The following is a 13,836-nucleotide window of genomic DNA, read 5'->3' as shown; positions in this document are numbered from 1 at the left end:
GGGTTCGGCATCGTCCTACCGTATGCTTTGCGAGACCACGGAGGCCATTTCGTCGGCCGCCTTGATCACCTTGGAGTTCATCTCGTAGGCGCGCTGCGCGGAAATCAGCTCGGTGATTTCCTTGACCGGATCGACGTTCGAGCTCTCCAGGTAACCCTGCTCGATCGCCGCATAGCCCGGATCGCCGGGCACACCGACCGTGGCGCCGCCCGAAGCCGTGGTCTCGCGGAAAAGGTTGTCGCCCATCGGGGCGAGACCGGCCTCGTTGGCGAAGGTCGCAAGCGTGATCTGCCCGAGATCCTGGAGGTCCGCCTGGCCGTCGATGCGGGCGAACACCTGTCCGGACTTGTTGACGATGACCTCGACGGTCTGCGCCGGCACCACGATCGCCGGAACGACGCGGAAACCGTCGACGGTGACCAGTTCGCCGTTCGCGTTGGTGTTGAAGGCGCCCGAGCGGGTGTAGAGGGTCGAGCCGTCGGCGGCCTCGATCTGGAACCAGCCGGGCCCGGTCAGCGCCAGGTCGAACTTGTTGCCGGTGCTGGCGAGCGCTCCTTGCATGTGCACGTTGCGGATCGCGGAGGTCTTCACGCCCAGGCCGATATTGGCCCCTTCGGGTATGATGCTCTGGTCGGCACGGTTCGGCACGCCCTGCAGTCGCTCGGTCTGGTAGAGCAGGTCGGAGAATTCGGCGCGGGCGCGCTTGAAGCCGGTCGTGTTGATGTTGGCGATGTTGTTGGCGATGACTTCCAGGTTCAGTTGCTGGGCGTTCATGCCGGTCGCTGCGATGGCCAGGGCCTTCATCGTAATGTCCTCAGATCGCCATGCGGCTGATTTCGAGATAGGCGGTCACGATCTTGTCGCGGATCGAGATGGCCGCCTGGAGGGATTGTTCCGCGCTCATGACAGCGTCGACGACCTCGCGCGTCTGGATCTCGCCGCCTTGCAGGGCCTGGAGGGAAGCGGACTCGGCCTTTTCCAGGCTGCCCACCGTGCGAAGCGCCGCTTCGTTGAGGGCGGCCGCGAAGGACGTCGCGGTGCTGGCCGGCGAGACAGGCGGGGTGACGCCGCCCGTGGCGCTGCCGCCGAGACGGTTCGTCGTCAGGCCGTCGAGGAGGCCGATTCCCGAAATCATGTCGACCTCATCAGGTCGATCGTCATCGAGATCAGCTCGCGTGCCTGCTTGATGACCTGGAGGTTGGCCTCATAGGAGCGGTTCGCCTCCGACATGTCGGCCATTTCCACCAGCGCGTTCACGTTGGGGAGCTTGACGAAGCCGTTCTCGTCCGCCGCCTGGTGGCCCGGCTCGTATTCGACGCGGAAACCGGACTTGTCGAGGTCGACCGACTGTACCCGCACGAACGAGCCTCCGGTCGCCGAATCGACCGCCGAGGCGAAGGTGATCGTCTTGCGCTGATACGGATCCGAGCCGGGCGCATCCCCGGTCGACTGGGCATTGGCGATGTTCTCGGAGGCGACCCGCAGGCGGTGCGACTGCGCGTTTAGGCCGGATGCAGCCACGTTGACCGAAAGGGAAAGCGGGTCCATGGCCTCTACCTCACCGTCATCATCATCATGCGGTGGAAGGCCTTCACGATGGCCGTGTTCATCTCGAAGCCCCGGCGCACCTCGCCAGCCTTCACCAGTTCCTGCTCGATCGTGACCGAATTGCCGGAGGCCGAAACCGCCGCCGTCTCGTCGGTACGGACGTCGAACTCGCCGCCCCTGGCGCCGAGCGCGATGTGGCCGGGCGCGGTCGGCTGCATGCGCAGCTTGCTGCCTTCGAGCACGCGCTCGAACGGCTGTACGTCGACCGCCTCGTAGCCGGGAGTGTTCATGTTGGCGATGTTGCCGGCGACCGCCGACTGACGGACCGAAAGCCAGCGTGCCTGCTGTGAGGCGAGGTCGAACAGGTTGACCGGTTGCATCGTCAATTCCCTCCTGAAAGGGAATCATAGGCAGCCAGTCTTGCGTGGAACTTGCGGGCGGACCCGGTCAGCCCGGCGGGGTCGTCATGGGGTCATCTCGACGACCGCGTTGTCGCTCGTCCTGAGCACCCACTTGGCCCCGTCGAACTCGATCGCGACGACGCGCGAGTTGTCGGGCAGCACCGAGCCGCGCTCCACGACGAAGAGGCCGTTGTCGCTCTGGATCATCGCCCGGCCGTTGGCGACATGGATGAGGCTGAAGTTCGGTACCGTTGCGGGGAAGGCCTGCGTCGCGCCATCTTGGTCCGTGAGGGGCGGCGGCGTCTTGATCGATCCGACCGTTCCCGTGGGAGCGAAGTCGATGGGCAGGGACGCGATCTCGTCGCTCGTGAGGGGCTTGGGCGTCCATTGGACCCTCGGCGTGTAGAAGGGGCCGGTGAGGTCCGATCCCGCTGCGTCGTTGTCGAAGGCGATCTGCCCCAGTCCGAATTTCTCCTGATTGTAGAAGACGTACCAGGGAAAGGTCGCGCTGGCGGCGGTCAGGCCGATCCCCATACCGATCAGGATCGCGTCCCCGAGGCTGTAGCTGCGCCGTCCGTTGCCCGCCAGCTTCTCGTTGCGGCCGGCTGCCTTCATTCCCGGCAAGGTCGGTTCGGGGGCTTTCGGCTGCCTCCGGAGCCACCGTCCGAGCCTAGCCATCGGCCTTCTCCTGTTTCTTCAGATGCTGGGCGAGATCGCTGAACGGTTCGGCCGAGGCGCCGTCCTGCGGAGACTGAACAAGTGCCTCATAGATCAGCGGCACCTGACGCACGGCATTGTCGAGGTCCGGGTCGGCGCCCGGCTGATAGCCGCCGAGCAGCCGGATGTCGCGGGTCTCCTCGTAGCGCGAGATCATCGCGCGCAGGCGCATCACCAGGGCCTTCTCGCCGTCGTTCCAGGCGCGGTTGGCGAGGCGCGACACCGAGGCGAGGGGATTGACCGCCGGGTAGCGCCCCTGCTCGGCAATGCCGCGGTCGAGAACGATGTGCCCGTCGAGAATGCCGCGCACGGAATCGGCCACCGGATCGTTGTGATCGTCACCGTCCACCAAGACCGAGATGATGGCGGTGATGGACCCCGCGCCTTCCGAGCCGGGACCGGCGCGCTCCAGGAGCCGGGGCATGTCGGTGAACACCGAGGCGGGATATCCGCGCGCAACCGGTGGCTCCCCGGCCCCGATCGCCACCTCGCGCAGGGCATGCGCATAGCGGGTGACGGAATCGACCACCAGCAGCACCCGGTCGCCGCGATCGCGAAAATACTCGGCCACGCCCATCGCGGTGACGGCGGCGCGCTTGCGCATCATGGCGCTTTCGTCGCTGGTCGCCACGACCGCGACGGTCTTGCTCATGCTTTCCTCGCCGATCGTGTCCTCGAGGAACTCGCGCACTTCGCGGCCGCGCTCGCCGACCAGGGCGACGACGACCGTGTCGAAGGCGTGCGCCGCGGCGAGCATGGCGAGTAGCGTCGATTTGCCGACGCCCGACCCGGCGAACACGCCGAGACGCTGCCCGAAGCACATGGGCGTGAAGATGTCGATGACACGCACGCCGGTGCGGAACGGCGCGTCCACCCGCTGCCGGGACAAGGCCCCAGGCGTCGCGCCCGCGCGTCCGGGCGGGGTCTCGCCGTCATGCAGCGTCGGCCCGCTGTCGATCGCGCGGCCGAGCGCATCGACGACGCGTCCCCGCCAGCTTGCGTCCGGCGACAGGCGAAAGGCGCCGCGGATGTAGACCGGGTCCGAGACGCCGGCGTCCGACGTCTGTTCGAAAGGCGCGACGAGCACCTCCTTCTCGCAGATCTGGACGACCTCTCCGAGTTTCGCGCCGTGCCGGCTGCGATGCTCCACGACGTCGCCGAGGCGCGCGACGGCCGAGAGGCCGCGAACCCTATAGTGGGTCGCCGTCACCTCGGTGATGCGGCCGCCGCGGCGGATGATCGTGTCTTCCTCGGAGGCCTTCCGGTACAGGCGTTCCAGAAGCCGGAGCGTTTCCATCCCGGCTCTCGCGGGAGGACGCGGCAATTCCGGCAAGCCGCTATGGGAGGCGGTCACGGGTGCGTATTCTTCCTCGAGCACCTAACCATGCCCCCGTCAGGTGCCGATGGCCTTGACGGCCTCGCCGAGCGACTGGTCGCTCTGCCGGATGAGCGAGGCGGCGTTCTCGAAGGCACGCTGCACCATGATGAGGTTCGTCATCTCCAACACCGGATTGACATTGGATTCCTCGACGAAGCCCTGGACGATGCCAACGTCGTCGCGGTCCACGATCGCCTCCGGCGGCGTCGACGGCACAAGACCGGAATTGCCGTAGCGGACGAAATCGTCGCCCGGGACGAACGCGAAGACGCCGATCGCACCGACCGGCTGGCCGTTCTGGCGAAGCATGCCGTCGGCACCGGCCTCCGGTGGACCCGACAGCGGGTCGAGCTGGATCGCGGCGCCGCCCGCGTCGAGCACCGGGTAACCTTCCAGCGACACGAGTTCGCCCGTCTCCAGCATGGTGAAGCGTCCGTCGCGCGTCATCACCGAGCCTGCCGGAGTGTCGATGGCGAACCAGGCTTCCCCGCGGATGGCGAAGTCGAGAGGATTGCCCGTCTGCTTCAGCCCGCCCGACTTCGTGGACAGGTAGGTCGAGCCGGGAGAGACGAAGGAGACGGAGTCCTTGCCCACGCCTGAGAGCACGTCGTCGAACTTGACCTCCGTGGCGCGGAAACCGACCGTTCCGGCGTTCGCGACGTTGTCGGCGATGGTGGAGAGGCGCTTTTCGAGCGCCACCTGGGCAGAAATCGCGACGTAGAGGCCTGATTGCATGTCGCCGGCCTCAGAACTTCAACTGTTGCATGGTCAGGAGCACGTCGGTGGAAATCCCGTACTCTGTGGGCTGGCCGAACAGGATGCTGAGGTTCGACACGGAGGACGTGGTCGGATTTTCGATTTCCCACATGCTGGTAAAGCGGGTCAGGAACTTCGAAAGCTCCTCCGGATCGGCCAGATCCTCGATGTCGAGCTTCTTGCCGAGGATCTCCACCTGCTTGTCGATGTCGAGCAGTGCGAAGGACTCCGGCAGCCCGAACGACGTGCGAACCACCTTCGCTAGAGCGGTGTCGGCAAGGATGCCGTACATGCTGGTGAGTTCCGGCGCCTTGCGCTCGAAATAGAGCGCGAGCCGAACCCCCTCGTTCGTCTCGCCGGCGTCCTGCTCCAGCGTCTGGCGCAGATACTTGTCGACGGTGCCCTGCCTGGTCCTGTCGAAGACCGTCGCGGTCTCGCCGTACCGGGCGAAGTCGAACGTCTCGGCAAAGTCCTTGTAGCGCTGGTCGCTCAGCGTGTTGGCGAAGCTTCCCGAATCCTCGACGCCTTCCTTGAGCAGCTTGACCATGAACGCCTTGGCGTAGGCCATGTCCTCGAGGCCGAAGGCCTTCATCGCGTAGTTGAAGAGGCGCCGGTCCTCGACGAACTCGTCGATGGATTTCACGTTCTCGATGTTCTCCAGGTAGTACTCGGTCTCGCGCTGGACGAACGGCTGCGATTCGACCCTCTTGAGCGAGAGATCGAGATCGCGCGTGATCATCTGGTAGCTGGTGTAGGTGCTGACCAAGGGCCGGACTCCGCAGAGATACGAAGCGCCATCATATGGTTAATTCCTTGCGCGAACCTTTCCGGCGCCCGCAACTCCGGCGTCCGCTCCGCGATCAAGCTTCACACAAGGCACGGCCGGTAATCCTTCCGGCGGGCGCACTTACGGAGGGGCCGTCTTGGGTATTCTGATCGGGCTTGTGGTCACGCTGGGTTGCGTGCTCGGCGGGTTCATGGCGATGGGCGGCCATATCGAGGTTCTCGTCCAGCCCTGGGAATTCGTCATCATCGTCGGCGCCGCGCTCGGCATCTTCCTGGTCGGCAACCCGATGCCGACGGTGAAGGACACGGGCAAGGCCCTCCTCGAAGCCTTCAAGAACTCGGTTCCGGCCGAAGCGGAATACCTCGAGACCCTCGGCGTCCTGCACAGCCTGATGCGGGAGCTGAAGACGAAATCGCGTAGCGAGGTCGAGGGACACATCGACAATCCCGAAGAATCGACCGTCTTTCAGAGCTATCCGATCGTCCTGAAGAACAAGGACCTCACGAGCTTCATCTGCGACTACTGCCGCCTGATCATCATCGGAAACGCCCGCTCCCACGAGATCGAGGCGCTGATGGACGAGGAAATCCAGACCATCCGGCAGGACAAGATGAAATCCTACCATGCGCTGGTTTCGGTCGGTGACGGTCTGCCTGCGATCGGCATCGTGGCCGCCGTGCTCGGCGTCATCAAGGCCATGGGCGCGCTCAACGAGTCGCCCGAGGTGCTCGGCCACCTGATCGGCGCGGCGCTGGTCGGAACCTTCCTCGGCATCTTCCTGTCCTACGGCCTGGTCGGTCCGATCGCGGCGAAGGTCAAGTCCGTCCGCGAAAAGCGCAATCGTCTCTACATCATCGTCAAGCAGACGCTGCTCGCCTACATGAACGGTGCGCTGCCCCAGGTTGCCCTGGAGTTCGGCCGCAAGACCATCTCCGCGCACGACCGTCCGACGATCGACGCGGTCGAACAGCAGACGCTCAACGCCGGCCACGAAGCAAAGGCCGCATGAGATGCATGGCAGTGCCGCCCCTGCCGAAGGAAGTACCTCCCTGTCGATCATGGAGCGGCTGGTAGGCGCGACCGGAGAACCGGAGAAGGTCACGAAATCCGGCCAGATCCTTGGCGACCAGCTCCTGAAGCCGATGCGCGCCGGCCTGGAGGATGCTGCCAACGAGGCCGTGCCGTTCGAACTCGAGAAGGTCGAGGTCGATCGCATTTCGGAGATCGTCGCGGCGTCCGGACCGCACGACGCGGTGACGCTGGCGGCCTCCGGGGTGTCGCCCGACGCCCTGTTGATCCGCATCGAGGAGCAGGCGGTCGCCATCATCGTCAACGTGCTGTTCGGCGCGGAACCCGAAACCGGAGCCGGGCGGCTCGGGCGCGACCTGTCGCCGGTCGAGGTCGAGGTGGCCAATCTCGTGTGCCGCCTTCTCGCGGCCTCGTTCAACGCGGTCAGCCCGCCTGCGCAGCAGTTGAAGCTGCCGCTGCCGCCGGTCATCTCGGGAGACGTGCTGCGTTCGACCGCGCTGCGCGACGGCCCGGCCGTGCGGATCGACTACACGGTCGGCGCGGAGCCCGAGACGGGCCGCATCTCGCTCTACCTGCCGCAGCGCGTCATCCTGCGGCGCGGCAAGGACGAGGCGGCGGATCCCATGGCTACCGACGCGCAGTCGTCGGAATGGAAGGCCCGCTTCAACGACGAGGTCATGCGCGCCAGGGTGAAGCTGGAGGCGACTATGCCGGTCGGCAAGATGAGCCTCGGCGCCATTTCGGCTCTGCGCACGGGCCAGGTGATCGAACTTTCCCGCACCGCTCCGACCGAAACGCTGCTTTCGGCGAAGAACAAGCTTCTCTTCGTTTGCGAGTTCGGCCGGCTTGAACAAAACTACACAGTCCGAATCAAGGGTCCTGTCGATTCGGAAAACGACGCTGGCGGCGGACTCCCCTTGCCATGACGACTGAGGCAGAGACGCGCCGCATGGAGCATTTGCGATGAACCAGGGCAACGCCCAGGCGGAATTGGCCGAAGGCGACGAGGAGGAACTCGACCGCGCGATCGACGAGTTGCGCGGCGTCCTCCGGGAAGATGCGACGCCTGTCGGCGGGGCGGGCTTCGCCATGTCCGGGGACGAGGACGCCGATACCGGCGACTCGGCCTCCGGGATCATCATGAACATTCCGGTCGACGTGCAGATCGTGCTCGGAAGCACCGAGATGCAGGTGGCCGACCTGATGGCCTTGAGAAAGGGCGCGACCGTCGCGCTCGACCGGCGTATCGGCGAGCCGGTGGACGTGGTCGTGAACGGGCGCAAGATCGCGCGCGGCGAAATCACGGTCCTGGAGAGCGATCCGTCCCGGTTCGGCATCAAGCTCACCGAGATCGTCACCTCGGCCAAGAAGTCCTGATCGCGCGATGGATTTCGAATTCTCATCTCCGGACCTGGAACCGCGCGGATCGGCCTCCGCCAACCTGACGAAGGCGCAGAAGGCCGCCGCGATCCTGGTGGCGATGGGAAAACCGGCCGCCGGGCGGCTGCTCAAGTTCTTCAAGCAGGATGAACTGAGGGCGCTGATCGAGGGCGCCCGCAAGCTCAAGACCATCCCGCAGACCGAGTTGGAGAAGATCATCGCGGAGTTCGAGGACGAGTTCGCGGAAGGTGCCGGGCTGATGGATTCGGCCGACACGATGGACACCATCCTCAGCGAATCCCTCACGCCGGAGGAAGTCAGCGCAATCATGAACGACGGCGCCGGCGACAGTCCCGACCAGCCGCCTCCGATCTGGCCGGCAATCGAGCAACTGGAAGCGGAAAGAGTTGGGGGCTTTCTCGGCGCCGAGCACCCGCAGACAGCGGCCCTCGTCCTGACGAACCTCTCGCCGACAGCGGCCGCCAACATCCTCCTGACGATGCCGAAGAACCTGCGCGGCGAGGTCGCCAAGCGCATGGTGACGATCGGCACGGTCAAGCCCGCGGCCCTCAGGATCGTCGAGAACCAGCTCCGGGCGCGGCTGTTGGGAGAGAACTCCGCCAAGTCGCCGGCCGCCGGCCATGCGCGCGTCGCCACCGTGCTCAACGAAATGGACAAGACCCAGCTCGACGAGATCCTCTCCGACATGGAGAGCGCCGGCTTCTCGGACGTGAAGGCGATCAAGGCGCAGCTCTTCTCCTTCGAGGACCTGCCGCTTCTGGAGCAGAAGGCGCGGCTCGTCCTGTTCGACGGAATGTCGACGGAACTCGTGACGCTTGCCCTGAGGAATTCGGACGCCACGCTCCGCGAGGCGGTCCTGTCCGCGCTCGGTGCGCGTTCGCGGCGCATGATCGAAGCCGAACTGGCCGCCGACCCCGGCAATCTCCAGCCGGTGGCGATCACAAGGGCACGCCGCGAAATCGCGTCGGCCGCCATCAGGCTCGGCAAGGAAGGCCGCATCCAGCTTCCGTCCGCGCAGCAGGCCGCCTGATCCCAGGCGCCCTGCACGCGCCGATCCTCGCAATCCGGGCTGAGAAGCGGCGATGGCCGAAGACACCGACAAGGACAGCAAGACAGAAGAGGCGACGGAAAAGAAGATCCGCGACGCCATGGAGAAGGGCAACCTGCCGTTCTCGCGGGAAGCGCCGATCTTCGCATCCTTCCTCGCCTTCGTGACCTTCGCGCTGTTCTTCGCCTACGATACGATCCTGCATCTGGCGTCGTTCCTGGCGACGTTCCTCGAGCGCCCCAACGAGTGGCGGCTCGAGACCGAACTCGACGCGATCTCTCTCTACCAGGTCGTCTTCTTCGAGATCGCGCGGGCGATCCTCATCGTGATGTTCCTGCTCGTCGCCGCCGCCATCGCCGCGTCCGTCTTCCAGAACATCCCGCGTTTCGTCGGCGACCGCATCATGCCGAAACTGTCGCGAATTTCGCCGCTCGAAGGGTGGAAACGGATCTTCGGCGTGAAGGGCTTCGTGGAGTTCGCCAAGTCGCTCGGCAAGGTGCTCTTCGCCACCGTTTTCCTGGTCTTCGTCATGAGCGACGTGCATGCGCGCCTGCTCGCGGGCATGGTCACCAATCCCGTCAGCTTCGGTCTGGTGATCCGCGACATCGCGGTGGAACTGATCACCACCGTCGCCCTGGCCATGGCGCTGATCGCCGGCGCCGACCTTTTGTGGAGCCGCTTCCACTGGCTGCAGGAACTGCGGATGACCAAGCAGGAGGTCAAGGACGAGCTGAAGCAGGCCGAAGGCGATCCGATCCTCAAGTCGCGGATGCGCTCGCTGGCGCGCGACCGGGCGCGTCAGCGCATGATGTCGGCCGTGCCGCGCGCGACGCTCATCATCGCCAATCCGACCCACTACTCGATCGCGCTGCGCTACGTCCGCGACGAGACCGCGGCCCCGATCGTGGTCGCCAAGGGCCAGGACCTCATCGCGCTCAAGATCCGCGAGATCGCGGAAGAGAACAACATCCCGATTTTCGAGGACGTCACGCTCGCCCGCTCCATGTTCAAACAAGTTTCGGTCGATAACATGATCCCACCGCAGTTCTACCACGCGGTCGCGGAACTCATCCGGATCATCCAGAACGGCCCCAAAGGCCCGAAACCAGGCAATTTGAGCTCATGAATCGCCAGCCGCATTCCTCCGCACGGGAGATCATCGTCGCCAAGGCGATCCAGGAGGTCGTTTCGGAACTGCGCATGATCGACGTGGCCGACTATGTCGCGTTCATCCGGCTGGAGCATCACGCCAACCTGGCCGACATCGTCGAGACGGCCTCAGAACTCTACTTCATGCCGGGCACCGTGCTGTTCGGCAATGGGGGCGAGGTCAATCTCGGCTGGAGCGGCGAGCCGGTGATCACGCTGGACCTCCAGCTGAAGCCGATCGGGGCGACCGTCTACTTCGCGCTGCGTCTCAGCGCGCTCAAGGCGAGCGTCGAGGTGAGCTACGTGTCCTTCGACGATCCCTCGCCGGACCCCGCGGTGAACACGCGCTTCCTGGCGACGTCGCTCGAAAGTTCCCGCATCCGCAAGACCGAGCCGCTGGGACTCTGACCCGGAGATTTTCGGCACCCGGCCGGAAAGGCTCAATCGATCAGGCCGAGCCGCAGCGCCTTCGCCACTGCATGCATGCGGTTGACCGCGTTGAGCTTCTGCGAGGTAGCGGAGAGATACTGGTTGGCGGTGTGCACCGAAAGTCCCAGCCGCCGCGCGATCTCCTCGCTGGTCTTGCCCTCGGCGGTCAACCGGAGGCACTGGATCTCGCGCGCCGACATGGCCGGCACCTCGCCCGTCTGCACGAGCAGCATGCGCGCAACCGTGCCGAACAGGGTCAGCGCCCGGATGTGCAGATCGCACAGCATGGCGTCGTCCACCGCGATCTCGGCACCGGCAAGCACCACGAACCCTTGCGATCCGCCGTCCGCGAAGACCGGCAGCGCGAGCCCCGGCAGGCCGGGCGTGAGCGGCTGCGTCTCGCTGCCGATCGCCAGCAGCGGAAAGGCCGGGCAGCGCCCGGTCGCGGTCTCGCATCCCCACCAGAACGGCGTCATGGACCGGCCGGCGCCGCTTAGCCATTTCGCGCCCACTTCACCGCAGATCAACTGCGACAGGTCGGAGGAACGCGGGAACTTGCGGTCGAAGCAGAGTGCCATGCCCGGCCGGGCCGTGGTGCGCGAAAGCAGGAAGACCGCGTAGTAGGATGCGCCCGCGTCGGCCGCCATGCGGCGCACCTGGCGCACCGAGTCGAGCAGGAAACCGACGTTCTCGTTGGTCGCGTCGAGGCCCCTGGCCGCGATTTGGGACCAGTCCGCGATCGTCTGTCTGTCGGGAGCGGCTGGCATGATCGTCAGATGGCTCCGGTCCGGATCGCCGTGGCGATCGCCATGGCGCGATTGCTTGCTCCGAATTTCTGGATGGCGTTCGCGAGATAGCTGTTCACGGTGTTCGACGTGACGCCGAGGATGACCGCGACCTCGCCCGTCGTCTTGCCTTCGGAAACCCAGAAGAGGCATTCGCGCTCCCGCTCGGAAAGCGCGTCGGCGGCGGCTTCGCCGAGCAGTTCGGCCGGAAGCCGTCCCACGAGATAGCAGCAGGCGAGGCGGGCGGCCGGAAGCATTCCGATCCGGATCGCCCCGGCCTCGGCGGATGAGAGCAGCACGTGCCAGCGCCGCGTTCCGCCATGCAATGCCAGCGCATAGAGTTCGGCATGGCCGTGGCGTTTCACCAGCGCCCGCACCTGGCGCGGGTCCACCCGGTGTCCGTTGTCGCGGAGGTCCTTCCGGGCCGGCGCGGGTGAACGTGAGTCGAGGGCCGCGCTTTCGAGGTCCGCCAGCCGCGCCAGCGCAGTCTCGCCGACGAGATGAACGGTGTCGTAGATCCAGTTGCTCGCCACCACCCAGGGCTGGCTGCCGCCATGCTGATGCCGTTCGGCGAGCAGGAGGTAATGGGAGGCGCCGGTTTCGGCGGCGATGCCCGCCAGGCACAGGGAAAGCTGCTCGCGGCTCTCCACCTTCGCTATCGCGGCGAGCGTTTGCCGGGAAAGCGTCGGCCGCGCAACGGTCATTGCCGCTTCAACCCTCTCTTATGCCTCGGGGGAGGGTACAGGCGGAATCCTCCCGCGGCGGCGCGCCTCCTCGACGCGCCCGTGATCCGACACGAATCAGTGAACATGCCCAAGGATTTTCATGATGGAGGACTCCGGTCAAGGCATTGCTGCGCCCGCGCGAATCACGCGCTGCAAGCCGGAGTCCGCGTGTGCGAGTGGGCGGCCTCAGGGGACCGCAGGATTGCGGCAGGAAACGATCGGCGGAGGGGCCGCGAGGCTCTGCAGCTTATCCACGCTTTTCCCCGCGATCTGCCCCAGCACAGCCTTGGCGACCTCTCGACCGGCGAGGCGAAAGTCCTCCTGGCAGACATAGAGCTCCGGCCGGAAGAGCCGCAGCAGCTTCGAGGATTGCTTGGAGATCACGTCGACGTCCCGTCCGAGCTTCAGGCCTGCCTCCTCGATGCCTGCCACGAGCGCGAAGGTCGCCCCCCCGCTCGCGACCACCAGGCCGTCGGGCCGGTCCTTGCGCCGCATGAGGCGCACGGTCCTGGTGCGGATGTCGTCGATCAGGTCGTCGATGGAGACGCCGCTCCAGGCCACTTCGGTCGCGCCGGCCTCCAGCACGCCTTCCGAAAAGCCTTCGCGCGTATGGGTATGGTAGGTCAGGCCGACGGGCGGCGGCAGCAGTGCCAGCCGGCTCCTGCCGAGTTCGACCAGTTTCAGCGCCGCCTCGCGTGCGAAGGCGCGGTTGTCGAAATCGTGCCAGGCATGCTCGACCCCGACATTCGTCCGTCCATGCGTGGCGAACGGAAAGTGGTGCTCCAGCATGTAGTGAACGCGCGGATCGTCGGGCAGGGTACGCGACAGGATGATGCCGTCGGCCGATCCGGTCTCGACGAGGTAGCGGACCGGGTCCATCGGGTCGTTGCGCCGGGAATAGGGCGTTACGATCAGATGGTAGGGCGTCTCTGCCACCGTCTCCGAGATGCCGTAGATCATGTCGGAGACGAAACCCGTCAGGTCCTCCTCGGTATCGAGTACCAGGCTGATGACGTTGGTCTTTCCCGTGCGCAGGCGCACCCCGGCACGGTTTGGGCGGTAGCCGATCTGCCGGGCGACCAGGCGGACGCGCTTTTTCGTCTCCTCGCCGATCTCTGGCGCGTCCTTGAGGGCGCGCGAGACAGTGGTGACGCCGAGACCCGTCATGAAGGCGATGGTCTTCAGCGTCGGGCGCCCGCCGGATGGCATCGTTTCGGCGTGGTCGAGTCTCTTTTGCATCGCCCGCTAGCCGGCTCCGTGCCCCTGTTTCGATCGCGTGCCCCGGCAGTCCCCGGAATTCACACGCTTCCATCGATGTCGTGGTAGCATGAACCGCCGCGGGCCGGATTGGACCACCGCGAAAACCCCACACACCACAGCACCCGTTTTGACTCCGCCTTACGAGGATAACAATACCTGTAACGTTACAGTTTTTTTGATGAATGCAGCCTCGGGCGGATTCGATTTACCGGCTTTCGGGGTAAGGACGGCTCCCGAAACGCTGTTCACCCTCGAACGTGCAGCGGCGGCAACCATGCGGCTGCAGAGGACGCGTGATGGCGAGAGCGCCATTTTGTTGCGCCGCAACAGGGATTTTTCGCACTTGCGCCCTCCAGCCTGCATCCGGCGCCTTTAGTTCGGGTCGCGAAAAAAATTGGCCATAGCGTGCTTGCGCCAGTTGCG

General features: G+C 65.6%; 17 protein-coding genes. 6 read left to right on the top strand and 11 right to left on the bottom strand.

The genetic code is table 11. The features are described from left to right. Positions 1–15: 15 nt before the first annotated feature. The 8 genes from flgG to BSQ44_RS21250 all read right to left on the bottom strand — a co-directional run bounded on the left by flgG (position 16) and on the right by BSQ44_RS21250 (position 5,566). Positions 16–804: a flagellar basal-body rod protein FlgG gene (gene flgG / locus BSQ44_RS21285; protein ID WP_072607093.1), complete on the bottom strand. Its 789-nt coding sequence runs from the start codon at positions 802–804 to the stop codon at positions 16–18. A 10-nt stretch (positions 805–814) separates the two neighbouring features. Further along, positions 815–1,135 carry a flagellar hook-basal body complex protein FliE gene (fliE, locus tag BSQ44_RS21280; protein ID WP_072607092.1) on the bottom strand — a complete coding sequence of 107 codons (321 nt, stop codon included), beginning with the start codon at positions 1,133–1,135 and terminating at the stop codon, positions 815–817. Then, positions 1,132–1,548 carry a flagellar basal body rod protein FlgC gene (gene flgC / locus BSQ44_RS21275; RefSeq protein ID WP_072607091.1) on the bottom strand — a complete coding sequence of 139 codons (417 nt, stop codon included), beginning with the start codon at positions 1,546–1,548 and terminating at the stop codon, positions 1,132–1,134. Before flgC ends, fliE begins: the two co-directional genes overlap by 4 nt. A 5-nt stretch (positions 1,549–1,553) precedes the next feature. Next, entirely contained in the window at positions 1,554–1,928 is a 375-nt protein-coding gene (flgB, locus tag BSQ44_RS21270) for a flagellar basal body rod protein FlgB (protein ID WP_072607090.1), read from the bottom strand. Between the two features lie 84 nt (positions 1,929–2,012). Beyond that, positions 2,013–2,627 carry a hypothetical protein gene (locus BSQ44_RS21265; RefSeq protein ID WP_157894659.1) on the bottom strand — a complete coding sequence of 205 codons (615 nt, stop codon included), beginning with the start codon at positions 2,625–2,627 and terminating at the stop codon, positions 2,013–2,015. After that, complete coding sequence (gene fliI, locus BSQ44_RS21260) at positions 2,620–3,963, bottom strand: flagellar protein export ATPase FliI (protein WP_072607088.1); 1,344 nt, start codon at positions 3,961–3,963, stop codon at positions 2,620–2,622. Before fliI ends, BSQ44_RS21265 begins: the two co-directional genes overlap by 8 nt. 96 nt (positions 3,964–4,059) lie before the next feature. After that, positions 4,060–4,779 carry a flagellar basal-body rod protein FlgF gene (flgF, locus tag BSQ44_RS21255; protein WP_072607087.1) on the bottom strand — a complete coding sequence of 240 codons (720 nt, stop codon included), beginning with the start codon at positions 4,777–4,779 and terminating at the stop codon, positions 4,060–4,062. Positions 4,780–4,789: 10 nt separating this feature from the next. Next, positions 4,790–5,566, bottom strand: coding sequence for a DUF1217 domain-containing protein (locus BSQ44_RS21250; protein ID WP_072607086.1), 777 nt, complete (start codon positions 5,564–5,566; stop codon positions 4,790–4,792). A gap of 157 nt (positions 5,567–5,723) precedes the next feature. Here BSQ44_RS21250 and motA point away from each other — a divergent pair, with 157 nt between their 5' ends. Genes motA through BSQ44_RS21220 form a run of 6 tightly spaced genes read left to right on the top strand, consistent with a single transcriptional unit; the run spans position 5,724 to position 10,622 of the window. Next, positions 5,724–6,596, top strand: a complete 873-nt coding sequence (motA, locus tag BSQ44_RS21245; RefSeq protein ID WP_072607085.1) for a flagellar motor stator protein MotA — start codon at positions 5,724–5,726, stop codon at positions 6,594–6,596. 1 nt (position 6,597) lies between these two features. After that, on the top strand, positions 6,598–7,542 hold the full coding sequence (locus BSQ44_RS21240) for a FliM/FliN family flagellar motor switch protein (protein WP_072607084.1): 945 nt from the start codon (positions 6,598–6,600) through the stop codon (positions 7,540–7,542). Between the two features lie 37 nt (positions 7,543–7,579). Further along, positions 7,580–7,993 carry a flagellar motor switch protein FliN gene (fliN, locus tag BSQ44_RS21235; RefSeq protein ID WP_072607083.1) on the top strand — a complete coding sequence of 138 codons (414 nt, stop codon included), beginning with the start codon at positions 7,580–7,582 and terminating at the stop codon, positions 7,991–7,993. Positions 7,994–8,000: 7 nt separating this feature from the next. Then, positions 8,001–9,047 (top strand): flagellar motor switch protein FliG, encoded by a 1,047-nt coding sequence (locus tag BSQ44_RS21230; RefSeq protein WP_072607082.1) that lies wholly within the window; start codon positions 8,001–8,003, stop codon positions 9,045–9,047. 52 nt (positions 9,048–9,099) lie between these two features. Beyond that, positions 9,100–10,191: a flagellar biosynthesis protein FlhB gene (gene flhB / locus BSQ44_RS21225; protein ID WP_072607081.1), complete on the top strand. Its 1,092-nt coding sequence runs from the start codon at positions 9,100–9,102 to the stop codon at positions 10,189–10,191. Next, complete coding sequence (locus tag BSQ44_RS21220) at positions 10,188–10,622, top strand: hypothetical protein (protein WP_072607080.1); 435 nt, start codon at positions 10,188–10,190, stop codon at positions 10,620–10,622. The genes flhB and BSQ44_RS21220 overlap by 4 nt, the downstream gene beginning before the upstream one ends. 32 nt (positions 10,623–10,654) lie before the next feature. Here the strand turns inward: BSQ44_RS21220 and BSQ44_RS27815 are convergent, their stop codons facing one another. The 3 genes from BSQ44_RS27815 to BSQ44_RS21205 form a co-directional block, all read right to left on the bottom strand. Further along, a complete protein-coding gene (locus tag BSQ44_RS27815) occupies positions 10,655–11,410 on the bottom strand; it encodes a response regulator transcription factor (RefSeq protein ID WP_210187894.1) in 756 nt (251 codons plus the stop codon). Positions 11,411–11,415: 5 nt separating this feature from the next. Next, a complete protein-coding gene (locus tag BSQ44_RS21210) occupies positions 11,416–12,132 on the bottom strand; it encodes a helix-turn-helix transcriptional regulator (protein ID WP_072607079.1) in 717 nt (238 codons plus the stop codon). Between the two features lie 207 nt (positions 12,133–12,339). After that, on the bottom strand, positions 12,340–13,392 hold the full coding sequence (locus BSQ44_RS21205) for a LacI family transcriptional regulator (RefSeq protein WP_072607078.1): 1,053 nt from the start codon (positions 13,390–13,392) through the stop codon (positions 12,340–12,342). Positions 13,393–13,836: the final 444 nt, after the last annotated feature.

This window comes from Aquibium oceanicum (assembly GCF_001889605.1).
Classification (GTDB): domain Bacteria; phylum Pseudomonadota; class Alphaproteobacteria; order Rhizobiales; family Rhizobiaceae; genus Aquibium; species Aquibium oceanicum.
This window is presented reverse-complemented; position numbering and strand designations above follow the sequence as displayed.